Here is an 11,921-nt window from a genome sequence, read left to right as displayed (position 1 = left end):
AATCCTGGAGCACGGATCTGGCCGACACCGAGGCGCTGGAGGACCTGTCACTCGATACCGACATCCTGATCAACAACGCGGGCATCCAGCACGTGGCCCCCATCCAGGAGTTCGACCCCGAGAAGTGGCGATTCATCCACCGGCTGATGGTCGAATCGCCGTTCCTGCTGATCCGCGCCGCCCTGCCTGGCATGTATGAGCGCGGCTTCGGCCGGATCATCAACCTCTCCTCGGCCCACGGGATGCGGGCGAGCCCCTACAAATCGGCCTACGTCGCCGCCAAGCATGCCCTGGAGGGGCTCTCCAAGGTCACCGCACTGGAGGGCGCCGAGCACGGGGTGACCTCCAACTGCATCAACCCGGCCTATGTGCGCACTCCCCTGGTGGAGAAGCAGATCGCCGACCAGGCCCGGATCCACAGCATCAGCGAGGATGAGGTGGTGGAGAAGATCATGCTCTCCGAATCTGCGGTCAAGCGACTGGTCGAGGTCGATGAGGTCGCCTCTCTGGCTGCCTGGCTGGCCTCAGACGCCTCCGGTATGGTGACTGGGACTTCGTACACCATCGACGGCGGCTGGACTGCCGCATGATCACCGGCGCTCGCGACAGCAGCGTCTGACCGACGAGGAGGAACAATTGTGAGTGTGAATAAAACGGTGGCCACTGCGGCTGAGGCTGTCGCCACCATCGGTGACGGGGCGACGCTGGCGGTCGGCGGGTTCGGGCTGTCCGGCAACCCGATCCAACTGATTGAGGCTCTGCTGGACCAAGGCGCCTCTGGGCTGACCATCGCCTCCAATAATGCCGGCGTCGACGACTGGGGCCTGGGGCTGCTGCTCAAGGCCGGCCGCATCAAGAAGATGATCTCCTCCTATGTGGGAGAGAACAAGGAGTTCGCCCGCCAGTACCTGGAGGGTGAGCTGGAGCTGGAGCTGGTGCCGCAGGGCACCCTGGCGGAGAAGCTGCGTGCCGGCGGCTCCGGAATCCCCGCCTTCTACACCCGCGCAGGCGTGGGCACACCGGTGGCCGACGGCGGCATTCCCACCCGCTACGACACCGAAGGCAAGATCCTTCAGGAGTCCAGCCCCAAAGAGGTGCGGCCCTTCCCCGGTCCCGACGGGCGCATCGTGAGCTACGCGCTGGAGGAGTCGATCGTGCCTGACTTCTCCCTGGTCCACGCGGCCCGCGGGGACCGGCACGGCAACCTGGTGTTCAACAAGGCTGCCCGCCAGTTCTCTCCCCCGGCGGCGATGGCCGGCCGGGTCTGCATCGCCCAGGTGGAGGAGCTCGTCGAGCCCGGCGAGCTCGACCCCGACCAGGTCCACCTGCCGGGCATTTTCGTCCACCACGTGCTGGAGGTCGGCACCGAGATTGACAAGCCGATCGAGAAGCGAACCGTGAGCACCGGCTCACAGGAGGAGAACTGAGATGACTGAGCAGAGCGCAGCAGTGGGCTGGACCCGCGAGCAGATGGCCGCCCGGGCGGCCCAGGAGATCCAGGACGGCGACTACGCCAACCTGGGAATCGGGATGCCGACGCTGATCCCCAACCACATTCCGGCCGGCCGCGAAGTCATCCTGCACTCCGAGAACGGAATCCTCGGCGTCGGCCCCTACCCCCTGGAGGAGAATCTGGACCCAGACCTGATCAATGCGGGCAAGGAGACGGTCACCACCAACCCGGGGGCGGCATTCTTCGACTCGGCCACCAGCTTCGGGATGATCCGCGGGGCCAAGCTCGACGTCGCCGTCCTGGGCGGCATGCAGGTCGCGGCGAACGGTGATCTGGCCAACTGGATGGTCCCGGGCAAGATGGTCAAGGGCATGGGCGGCGCCATGGACCTGGTGCACGGCGCCCGGCGGGTGCTGGTGCTGATGGACCATCGCACCAAGGACGGCAGCTCCAAGCTGCTGCCCCAGTGCACGCTGCCGCTGACCGGCCGTGGGGTGGTCAACACGGTGATCACCGACCTGGGCGTCGTCGAGGTCAGCTCGGATCCGGCCCACCCCAAGTTCACGCTGGTCGAGACCGCCCCTGGGGTGAGCGAGGAGCAGATCCGCGAAGCCACCGCTGCTCCCCTGCACTGAGGCTGCGCGGCACTGAGGCCCCGCTTCACTGAGGCCGCGCTGCACTGAGGGGTGAGCAGCCGGTAAGCTGGTCGGGTGACAATTGATCCCACCAGCAGGCAGCGTGACCTCACCGGATTCTCCCAGAAGGCCAAGGCGTGGCGCGCGTTCTTCGAAGCCTCGGCGCTGATCACCGATCGTATGGAGAAGCGGCTGCACGCCACCACGGGTCTGAAGATCACCGACTACAACCTGCTGCTGGTGCTCAGCGAGGCGGAGGGGAATCAGCTGCGGATGGGGGAGCTGGCCGAGAAGATGGTCTTCTCCCCCTCCCGACTCTCCTATCAGGTGAAGACTCTGGCTGCTCAGGGCCTCATTGAGCGTTCGGCCGACCCCAACGATAAGCGCGGTATGACCGCGACGCTGACCGATGAGGGCCGCAGAGTCTTCACCGCAGCCTCCCGGGTGCATGCCCAGCACATCAAGCAGCTCTTCCACCCGGCCGTGGACGAGGCCGAGGCCGAGGCGCTGGAAGCCATCTGCGGCCAGATCCAGCGCACAGTGCAGCAGTCGGACTAACGCGGCTGCTCGACCAGCTCACCATCCACCAGCTGAATGTGCAGCGAGTCGGCACGCTGAGACAGCATCTCCACGTCTGCGCAGGCGGCCTCCACGGCCGCCAGTGCCAACCGCTGACCCACGGCGTCCGTACCGGGTTTTACCACCACCCCCAGGCTCAGCTCCGGGCCGTGACCGCCGCCGAGCACCCGGGCGCCGTTGCCCGCCTGTGTGATGATGCCCCGGTGGGGCTTCAGCACCAGTTGGGCCACCCCCGGGCACTGATCCGGCAGCTCGTCCAGTGCCTGGGCCAGCTCATGGTCTAAGTAGCTGGGAGTCCACAGCCGCCCCTGAGCCAGGGCTTCCAGCGCTGGACGGCGAATCACATAGGTCAGTTCGGCAGGCGCCTCGGCGGCACCGGGATCCAGTACCACCAGTTCGGCGTCTTCGGCGAGGGCGGCCAGCATCACCCGTTCGGCTTCGGCTGCCACCGGCCGCGCTTGCCGGTGCCAGCCGGTCAGCGCCTGCACCGAGGTGAAGACCGGCATGGCCCGGCGCCCGTCGGGGGCGGTCAGCGAGACCAGCGAAATATCGGCTTCCTTATCGCCGTGGTCGGCGTCGCCGGTGCCGGTGGCGATCACCGGAGCAAAGAGTCGCTGGCCGGCCAGGGAGGCCACGAACTGGGCTTCGTCGGTCTCACCGGCGATGAGCCGGCGTCTGGCTGCGGCGATGGGGGCCGGGGTGTGTCCGTCGTCGCCGTCGAAGGTGTGCAGCGGGTTGCCGGCACCGCTGAGGTCTCGCCCGCTCCAGGCAACGCCGGCGGAGTCGGCGGGCTCACCATGCTCGGTGCGCTGCTGGCGTTCCAGCAGGTTGGCGATGTGCGCCGGCAGCTGCTGGCTGCTCATCACGCCGAGTCGGCGGCGACCTTCAGCGCCTGCGGCAGGGTGAATTTGTCAGCGTAGAGCGCCTTGCCCATGATCGCGCCCTCCACACCGGAGGAGACCATCTTCGCCAGGGCGGCGACGTCGTCCAGCGAGGAGATGCCTCCGGAGGCGATGACGGGCTTATTGGTCTTTGCCCCCACGGCCGCCAGCAGCTCGGTGTTGGGTCCGCGCAGGGTGCCGTCCTTGGTGACGTCGGTGACCACGTAGCGCGGGCAGCCGGCGTCCTCCAGGCGGGCGAGCACCTCCCAGAGGTTGCCGCCCTCCTTGGTCCAGCCGCGTGCGGCCAGGGTCTCGCCGCGCACGTCCAGGCCCACGGCGACGGCGTCTCCATAGCGTGCGATGACCCGGGCGGTCCATTGAGGGTCCTCCAGGGCGGCGGTTCCCAGGTTGACCCGGGTGGCGCCCATCTCCAGGGCGCGGTCTAGGGATTCGTCGTCGCGGATGCCTCCGGAGAGTTCGATCTTGATGTTTATCTGGTCGACGACCTGGCGCAGCACCTCGCGGTTGTGCCCGCGGCCGAAGGCGGCGTCGAGATCTACCAGGTGGATCCACTCTGCCCCCTGCTGCTGCCAGGTCTGGGCGGCCTCCAGGGGGTCGCCGTAGCCGGTCTCGGAGCCGGCCTCGCCCTGGACCAGGCGCACGGCCTGGCCTTCGGCGACGTCGACGGCGGGCAGAAGTTCTAGGGGTTTCATAGTGTTCCTATCCAGTTTTGCAGCAGCTGCATTCCGGCGTCGCCGGACTTTTCGGGGTGGAATTGGGTCGCGGTGAGCGGGCCGTTCTCCACCGCGGCGATGAAGTCGGCTCCGTGGTGGGACCAGGTGATCGCCGGGGGCCGCATCACCTCCAGGGTCTGGTCGAAGTCCCAGGTCTGCACCGCGTAGGAGTGCACAAAGTAGAACCGCTCCTGGCCGATGCCTTCGAACAGCGCACTCTGCGCTGGGGCGTCGACGGTGTTCCAGCCCATATGAGGCACCACGACGTCGCGGGGCAGGGCGGTCACCTCACCGGGCCACTCCCCCATGCCCTCGGCGGCCACACCGTGCTCCACCCCGCGTTCGAAGAGGATCTGGTGGCCCACGCAGATGCCCAGCACCGGCCGGGATCCGGCGACCCGCCGGCCGATCCAGCGCGGGGCGTCGATGGCCTTCAGCGCCTCCATCACCGCAGAGAACGCGCCGACTCCCGGCACCACCAGCCCGTCGGCGTTCAGCAGCGTCTGGGTGTCGCGGGTCAGCTGCGCTGCGGCACCGGCGCGGTTCAGGGCTCGCACCGCAGAGTGGACGTTGCCTGAGCCGTAGTCGAGCACGGCCACGCTCGGTCGGGTCACAGGGCACCCTTGGTGGAGGGGATCTCGTCGGTTCGCGGGTCGGACTCTGCTGCGCTGCGCAGCGCCCGGGCGAAGGCTTTGAACTGGGCTTCGACGATGTGGTGGGGGTCCCGGCCGGCCAGCAGGCGCATATGCAGGCAGATGCCGGAGTGGTAGGTGATCGATTCGAACACGTGTCGGGTCATGGACCCGGTGAAGTGTCCGCCGATGAGGTGGTACTGCTGGCCCTCGGGCTCACCGCTGTGGACCATATAGGGCCTGCCGGAGAGGTCGACCACTGCGTGGGCCAGGGCCTCGTCCAGGGGCACGGTCGCCTCGCCGAACCGGCGGATTCCACGCTTATCGCCCAATGCGGTGGCCAGCACCTCCCCGATGACGATGGCGGTGTCCTCCACGGTGTGGTGGACGTCGATGTGGGTGTCGCCTTCGGCCTCGACGCTCAGATCAATGAGCGAATGCTTGGCCAGCGCGGTGAGCATGTGGTCGAAGAACGGCACCGTGGTGCTGATGTGCGAGGCCCCGGTGCCGTCGAGGTCCATGCGGACCTTCACCCGGGATTCGCTGGTGGTGCGCTCCATCTGGGCGATGCGCGCTTCAACAAGTTCTGCTCCCATAAGAGTCTGATCCTATCGGTTGAGGTAGGTGGCCAGTGAGGTGAGGAAGCCGGTGGTCTCCGCCTCGGTGCCGGCGGTGACCCGCAGGTGATGGGCGATGCCCACGTCGCGGACCAGGATGCCGTCATCGAGCAGGTGCTGCCACGCCGCGGTCGCGTCGTCGAGCCCGCCGAAGAACACGAAGTTCGCGTCTGAGGGATGCGGATCCAACCCCATGCCGCGCAGCTCGACGACCAGGCGGTCGCGCTGGGTCTTGATGCGTTCCACATTGGCCATCAGATTCTGCGCGTGGTCCAGAGCGGCACCGGCGGCCGCTTGGGTGATCGCCGAGAGGTGGTAGGGCAGCCGCACCAGTCGCAGGGCGTCCGTCACGGCTGGCGAGGCGGCCAGGTAGCCCAGGCGCCCGCCGGCCATGGCGAAGGCTTTGCTCATGGTGCGGGTGACGATCAGCCGGGGCCGGCCCGCGAGCATGCTCAGCGCGGACTCGGTGCCGGGCTGGCGGAACTCGCCGTAGGCCTCGTCCACCACCACTATGGTCTCCGACTCGGCCGCCGCCCGGTAGGCGGCCTCGACCACTTCCAGCTGCAGGGCGGTGCCGGTGGGGTTGTTCGGTGAGCACAGAATGACCACCTTCGGCCGGTGCTCACGGATCTGGGCAGCGACGTCCTCAGGGGTCTGGGTGAAGTCTGGGCTGCGGGTGCCGGCGATGTACTCGCTGTTGACCCCGCGGGCGTAGAGCGGATACATCGAGTAGGTCGGCGGGAAGGACATCACGCTGCGACCGGGGCCGGCGAAGGCCTGCAGGATGTGCTGCATGACTTCATTGGAGCCGTTGGCCGCCCAGATCTGCTCCGCGGAGAGCGCGACGGCGGACTCACTGGTGAGGAACCCGGCCAGCTTGTGCCGCAGTGCGGTGAACTCCCGGTCGGGGTAACGGTTGAGGCTCTGCGCCGCCGCTCGGACCTGCTCGGCGATGGCCTCGACCACCTCTTCAGGAACGTCATAGGTGGTCTCATTGACGTTGAGCATGGCCTCGACGTTCAGCTGGGGTGCCCCATAGGGTTGCTGTCCCCTCAGTTCGGGACGGATCGGCAGTGCCTCAAGCGGTGATTCAGTCACCAGACCATTCTAGTGCCGCGGCTCAGTCAGCAGGAACGTGAAGCACCTCACCGGGCTGCAGCTGCGAACTGTCCAGGTTGTTGAGCTCGGTGATGGCGGCCATGACTTCCCGGACGTCGTCATCGGTGGGGGCGTCCTGGGCCAGTGACCACAGGGTGTCTCCTGGGTCCACAGCGACCTCTACGGCGCTGACCCCGGGCTGTTCGGCTGTGCTGGCCTGTGCCTGGTTGAACAGGGAGGCCGACGCCAGCAGCAGTCCTGCCAGCACGGCGGCCACGGCCAGCAGCACGGGCAGTCCCAGCAGCACCAGGCGTCCGCGGCGGGTCAGCGTGACCGGTGTGCCGGTGTGGGCGGTGGCAGAGTTCGTGGTGGTCATGGGGAAGCTCCTCCTTTATCGAACCTGTGTTCTATTTATAGCACATATCTTCGAACTGGTGGGCGACACTCGCACATATGTATGGAATATGTGTGCGGTCTCGCGTATTCTGAGCCCATAAGTTCGAAGTGACGTTCGACGTCGTGACTATCTCAGCACCGGGGTAGGACACGCTGGCTGTCACTTCTTCACCGGCCCAGGAGGAGGCAGGCAGATGCCAGCACACGGCACATCTCAGAACCAGAGCACAGCAGCGGATGCGGGTGAGCCGCGTCCGCTCACCGAGCGCCAGCGCACGATCGTGGAAATGATCCGCACCTCGTTGAACGAACGCAGCTACCCGCCCTCGATGCGCGAGATCGGTGATGCCTGCGGACTGGCCTCGCTCTCCTCGGTCACCCACCAGCTGGCCAGGCTGCAGCAGCTGGGGTATCTGCGTCGCGTGCCGGGCAAACCGCGGGCCATGGAAGTCATCCGCGACGCTGAGGGCCGGCTGCTGAGCGATGAGACGGCCGTCTCCCCCAGCGCGCCGGCTGAGGATTCCACGGTGGTGGATCTGGATGCCTACCGGGCCGACGCTGACTCACGGGTCGCCGATGTGCCCCTGGTGGGCCAGATCGCCGCAGGCGGCCCCATCCTGGCCGAGCAGAACGTGGAGGATGTGATGCCGCTGCCGCGCCAGCTCACCGGAGAGGGTGAGCTGTTCATGCTGCAGGTGCGCGGAGACTCCATGATCGAAGCCGGCATCTGTGAGGACGACTGGGTCGTGGTGCGCCGCCAGCCGGATGCGGACAACGGCGACATCGTCGCGGCTCTGCTGGAGGATGAGGCGACGGTCAAGACGCTGAAGCGTCGCGACGGTCACCAGTGGCTGCTGCCGCAGAATCGACTGTATGAGCCGATCCTCGGTGATGAGGCCAGCATTATGGGCAAAGTGGTGACCGTGCTGCGCTCCCTGTAGAGCCAGAATTCACTGCAGAGCCGGCTGTTCAGTCGCTCTGCGGCGCCGCGGCCAGGCGGGTGAGCGCACCGCGGGCTATCTGTGCATCGGTGGTCGCCCAGAAGCGCGGCATCGACTTCTTCAAGAAGGTCCCGTATCGGGCATTGGCCAGGCGTGAATCCAGCACTGCGAGGACTCCGCGGTCCTCTGCGGTGCGGATCAGCCGGCCAGCACCCTGGGCCAGGCGGGTGGCCGCGTGGGCTGCCGAGACCTGCATGAACCCGTTGCCCCCGGCCTTGGAGACTTCTAGGCTGCGTGCGGTGCTCAGCGGATCATCGGGCCGTGGGAACGGGATGCGGTCGATCACCACCATCCGGCAGGCGCGGCCCGGCACGTCGACCCCCTGCCACAGACTCATCGTGCCGAACAGACACGTCTGCTCATCGGAGGCGAATTCCCGCACCAGCGCCGACATGGTGGAGTCCCCCTGGCAGAGGATGGGCACGTCCACGATCTCGCGCAGCTCCTCGGCGGCCTGCTCTGCTGCCCGGCGCGAGGAGAACAGCGCCAGGGTCGCCCCATCGGAGGCCTGGATCAGCTCAGCGAGCTCCTTGCGCTGGGCGTCCTGAGTCTTCAGCGAGGGCGGGGGAAGATGTTTGGCCACGTAGAGCACGCCCTGTGTGGGGTAGTCGAAGGGACTGCCGACATCCACGGCGTCCCAGGAGGGGGCCTGCTCCCCCAGCAGCCCCAGGGACCCGGCCACCGGTTCGAAGCTATCCCCGATGGTCAGAGTCGCCGAGGTCAGCACGACTGTGCGATCGCCGAAGAGGCCCTCACGCAGCCGGGAGGCCACACTGGTGGGGGCCACGTAGATGATCGGGGGTTCACTGAGCTCAGCAGGCTGATATCCCTGCCCTGGAGTGAAGGTGCCCGGCCGAGAGATCCAGACGACGTCGGCGCTCTGGTCCGAGTCCAGCATCCGGTTGGTCACCTCCAGCACAGCCTGCAGCCGGGCTCGGGCGGTGGTGCGGCCGGCGTCGGCCTCGGCTTCCGCGCTTGGCTTGGAGTCCGACAGGGCAGTGCGGGCTGCGTTGCGGGTGACCTCCACCGCCGACGCCTGCTGCTCGGTCAGGCCCCGGCCGCTCTTGAAGCCGGGAAGCAGGCCGTCTTCGAGACCACCGAACGCGGCCTCGATGCTGGTGGCCGCAGCCTGCAGCGCCTCCACGTTGATCGCAGTGTGTTTGCGCGCTGAGCTGGCGGCAGCCTGAATCATCTGGGCGGAGAGTTGGACGGTGACCGCCGAGGTGACCCGTTCGGCCAGTTCGTGGGCCTCGTCGATGACCACCGCGTCGTGTTCGGGCAGCACGTCCAGGCCTTCGAAGGCGTCGATGGCCAGCATCGCGTGGTTGGTGACGATCAGATCGGACTCTGCGGCCCGGTGGCGCGCCAACTCCGAGAAGCACTCCTCGGCCATGGGACACTTGCGCGGGCCGATGCAGTCCACGGCGTTGACCGAGACCTGGCGCCAGGCCTGATCGGTGACCCCCTCGGTGAGGTCGTCGCGGTCACCGGTGTCGGTCTCCTCAGCCCATTCGCGCAGCCGCAGCACCTCGCGGCCCATCCGGGTGGTGGGCTCATAGGTGGTCACTCCCCCGCCGGGTTCCACCCCAGCGGCAAAGAGCGCCTCCTGGTCGTCGTCCTGCTCGCCGAAGCCGCCGGCGAGCTTGTGTTTGCACAGGTAGTTGGCCCGGCCCTTCACCAGGGCGATGTCCACCTCTCGCGGCAGCTCGGAGGTGACCGAGTCCAGCAGTGCGGGCAGGTCCCGGCCCATGATCTGGGCCTGCAGCGCCAGGGTGGCCGTGGAGATCAGCACCGGCTTCTCCGCCTCCACCGCGTGCAGCGCCGCCGGCACCAGATAGGCCAGCGACTTGCCGGTGCCGGTTCCGGCCTGCACCAGCAGGTGCTTCTGCTGCGCGAAGGAGTCGGCCACCCGCCGGGCCATGTCCTCCTGACCCTCGCGACGGGACCCGCCGAAGGCCTCCACTGCGGTGTCCAGCAGCTGAACCGCCCGCTGGGCGGGCGCCGAGTCCTCAGGTCCTGCTGGGCTCTGGTCAGCCTGTGCCGTCGTCGTCATCGGCTACGAGTCTTCCACCTGGTAGCGCCCCAGTTCGGCAGCCAACGCCGGACCCACCTTCACGCTGAGCCGAGTGCCCTGCTGCTGATAGCTGGTCTCAAGGATCTCGGCGTCCTGGGCGTGCAGCCGGGAAACCACCTCGCCTTCGGCGTAGGGGACCAGCAGCTCCATGGGCACCGAGGGCCGCGGTATGGCCTCTGCGATGGCCTGCTTCAGCTCGGCGATGCCCTGACCGGTGCGCGCAGAGACCACCGCCACATGCGGCTCACGGCGCCGAATGCGCTCGATGACGTGAGAGTCGGCGGCGTCGGCCTTGTTGAGCACGATGATCTCGTCCACCTGGTGGGCCTCGACCTCGGTGAGCACGGTGCGCACTGCGGTGATCTGGGCCTCCGGCTCCGGGTGGGAGGCATCGACCACGTGGAGAATCAGGTCGGCCGCTGCGACCTCCTCCAGTGTGGAGCGGAATGCTTCCACCAGCTGGGTGGGCAGCTGGCGGACGAAGCCCACAGTGTCAGAGAGCGTGTAGCCCAGGCCGTCCGGGGTTGCGGCTTTGCGCGTGGTGGGGTCCAGGGTGGCGAACAGCGCGTTCTCCACCAGCACTTCGGCGTCGGTGAGCCGGTTGAGCAGACTGGATTTGCCCGCGTTGGTGTAGCCGGCGATCGCCACCGAGGGCACAGCATGACGACGCCGATTGGCACGTTTGGTCTCGCGTGCCGGCTTCATCGCCGCGATGTCGCGGCGCAGCCTGGCCATGCGTCGGTTGATGCGGCGTCGGTCCAGTTCGATCTGCGTCTCACCGGGGCCCCGGGAGCCCATTCCGGCGCCGGCTCCGCCGACCTGTCCGCCGGCCTGGCGGGACATGGATTCGCCCCAGCCGCGCAGCCGTGGCAGCAGGTACTCCAGCTGGGCCAGCTCCACCTGCGCCTTGCCCTCGCGGGACTGGGCGTGCTGGGCGAAGATGTCCAGGATCAGGCCGGTGCGGTCGATGACTTTGACGTTGACGATGTCCTCGAGGCCGCGGCGCTGGGACGGTGCCAGCTCCGAGTCGACGATCACCGTGTCTGCGCCGAGCTCGGCGACGGCCTCCTTGATCTGCTCGGCCTTGCCCGAGCCGAAGAAGGTGCCGGGGTCGGGGGTCGACCGGCGCTGCAGGAATCCGTCGAGCACCGTGGAGCCGGCAGTCTCGGCCAGTGCGGCCAGCTCCCGCAGCGAGTACTCCGCCTCCTCGGCGCTGCCGCCGCGGTAGAGCCCGGCCAGCACCACCCGTTCCAGGCGCAGCTGCCGGTTCTCCACCTCGGTGACGTCCTGCAGCTCGGTGGAGAGTCCCTCAACCCGGCGCAGGCGGCGGCGTTCGAACAGATCGAACTGGTCGCCGTCGTGCTCAGTGTGTCCCTCGTCATCGGCGAGCACCCGGGCGGGGCCGTCCAGGATGCTGCTGCGCCTGACGTCGTCGTTGAAGTCAGTGTCGTCACTGGGGTCAGTCTCAGAGCGGGGATCATTGTCCGAGCTGGGGTCAGTGCGGAACTGCTCATCGGCCACGAAGCGGGTCGGCTTCTTCTGCTGTGTAGCCTCATCGGCAGCCAGAATCCGTGCGATGGTCTGGTCGACGCTGGAGGTGGGGTGTGAATTATTGTGTTCAGTCATGTATTCCTTGCCCGGACGATGACGACGCCGTCAGCGGCGCACTGTGCGGGGCTTGTGTGAGTGGAGGTTCGAGCAGGCTCAACCGGACGCGCGGCAACGGCGTCCAGGAGCGGCGAGGGGTGCTCAGGCAGAAAATTTCGGCCGTGCGTACCCGGTCAGGCGAATCCACATGCTCTCCATGGTACTACGATTCAA

At 67.5% G+C, this 11,921-nt stretch carries 13 protein-coding genes; 5 read left to right on the top strand and 8 right to left on the bottom strand.

The window, feature by feature from the left end:
- From FHX47_RS06395 to FHX47_RS06380, 4 genes are all read left to right on the top strand, one after another.
- Positions 1–590 (top strand): SDR family oxidoreductase (locus tag FHX47_RS06395; RefSeq protein WP_183358073.1); only part of this gene is annotated, 590 nt, incomplete at its 5' end.
- A 48-nt stretch (positions 591–638) separates the two neighbouring features.
- Positions 639–1,427, top strand: coding sequence for a 3-oxoacid CoA-transferase subunit A (locus FHX47_RS06390; RefSeq protein ID WP_183357774.1), 789 nt, complete (start codon positions 639–641; stop codon positions 1,425–1,427).
- Position 1,428: 1 nt separating this feature from the next.
- The gene (locus tag FHX47_RS06385) at positions 1,429–2,088 is read left to right on the top strand and encodes a CoA transferase subunit B (RefSeq protein WP_183357775.1); all 660 of its coding nucleotides are present in this window, start codon (positions 1,429–1,431) and stop codon (positions 2,086–2,088) included.
- 75 nt (positions 2,089–2,163) lie between these two features.
- A complete protein-coding gene (locus tag FHX47_RS06380) occupies positions 2,164–2,646 on the top strand; it encodes a MarR family winged helix-turn-helix transcriptional regulator (protein WP_343064307.1) in 483 nt (160 codons plus the stop codon).
- Here the strand turns inward: FHX47_RS06380 and FHX47_RS06375 are convergent.
- Genes FHX47_RS06375 through FHX47_RS06350 form a run of 6 tightly spaced genes read right to left on the bottom strand, consistent with a single transcriptional unit; the run spans position 2,643 to position 7,005 of the window.
- Complete coding sequence (locus FHX47_RS06375) at positions 2,643–3,530, bottom strand: SseB family protein (RefSeq protein WP_183357776.1); 888 nt, start codon at positions 3,528–3,530, stop codon at positions 2,643–2,645. The two genes, FHX47_RS06380 and FHX47_RS06375, sit on opposite strands and share 4 nt — an antisense overlap.
- Positions 3,530–4,261, bottom strand: a complete 732-nt coding sequence (gene priA / locus FHX47_RS06370) for a bifunctional 1-(5-phosphoribosyl)-5-((5-phosphoribosylamino)methylideneamino)imidazole-4-carboxamide isomerase/phosphoribosylanthranilate isomerase PriA (protein ID WP_183357777.1) — start codon at positions 4,259–4,261, stop codon at positions 3,530–3,532. Before priA ends, FHX47_RS06375 begins: the two co-directional genes overlap by 1 nt.
- Positions 4,258–4,896, bottom strand: coding sequence for an imidazole glycerol phosphate synthase subunit HisH (gene hisH / locus FHX47_RS06365; protein ID WP_183357778.1), 639 nt, complete (start codon positions 4,894–4,896; stop codon positions 4,258–4,260). The genes priA and hisH overlap by 4 nt, the downstream gene beginning before the upstream one ends.
- Positions 4,893–5,510: an imidazoleglycerol-phosphate dehydratase HisB gene (gene hisB, locus FHX47_RS06360; protein ID WP_183358072.1), complete on the bottom strand. Its 618-nt coding sequence runs from the start codon at positions 5,508–5,510 to the stop codon at positions 4,893–4,895. The genes hisH and hisB overlap by 4 nt, the downstream gene beginning before the upstream one ends.
- Positions 5,511–5,522: 12 nt before the next feature.
- Positions 5,523–6,629, bottom strand: a complete 1,107-nt coding sequence (locus FHX47_RS06355; RefSeq protein WP_183358071.1) for a histidinol-phosphate transaminase — start codon at positions 6,627–6,629, stop codon at positions 5,523–5,525.
- Positions 6,630–6,651: 22 nt separating this feature from the next.
- Positions 6,652–7,005, bottom strand: coding sequence for a LysM peptidoglycan-binding domain-containing protein (locus tag FHX47_RS06350; RefSeq protein WP_183358070.1), 354 nt, complete (start codon positions 7,003–7,005; stop codon positions 6,652–6,654).
- 214 nt (positions 7,006–7,219) lie between these two features.
- Between FHX47_RS06350 and lexA the strand changes: the two genes are divergently transcribed.
- Positions 7,220–7,966 carry a transcriptional repressor LexA gene (lexA, locus tag FHX47_RS06345; RefSeq protein WP_183358069.1) on the top strand — a complete coding sequence of 249 codons (747 nt, stop codon included), beginning with the start codon at positions 7,220–7,222 and terminating at the stop codon, positions 7,964–7,966.
- Positions 7,967–7,994: 28 nt separating this feature from the next.
- Here the strand turns inward: lexA and FHX47_RS06340 are convergent, their stop codons facing one another.
- Positions 7,995–10,079, bottom strand: a complete 2,085-nt coding sequence (locus FHX47_RS06340; protein WP_183358068.1) for an ATP-dependent DNA helicase — start codon at positions 10,077–10,079, stop codon at positions 7,995–7,997.
- 3 nt (positions 10,080–10,082) lie between these two features.
- Positions 10,083–11,726 (bottom strand): GTPase HflX, encoded by a 1,644-nt coding sequence (gene hflX, locus FHX47_RS06335; RefSeq protein ID WP_183358067.1) that lies wholly within the window; start codon positions 11,724–11,726, stop codon positions 10,083–10,085.
- Positions 11,727–11,921 lie beyond the last annotated feature (195 nt).

The sequence above is a fragment of the Garicola koreensis genome (genome assembly GCF_014195445.1).
Classification (GTDB): Bacteria; Actinomycetota; Actinomycetes; order Actinomycetales; family Micrococcaceae; genus Nesterenkonia; species Nesterenkonia koreensis.
The sequence above is the reverse complement of the archived record's forward strand: the minus strand, read 5'-3'. Positions and strand labels throughout refer to the sequence as shown.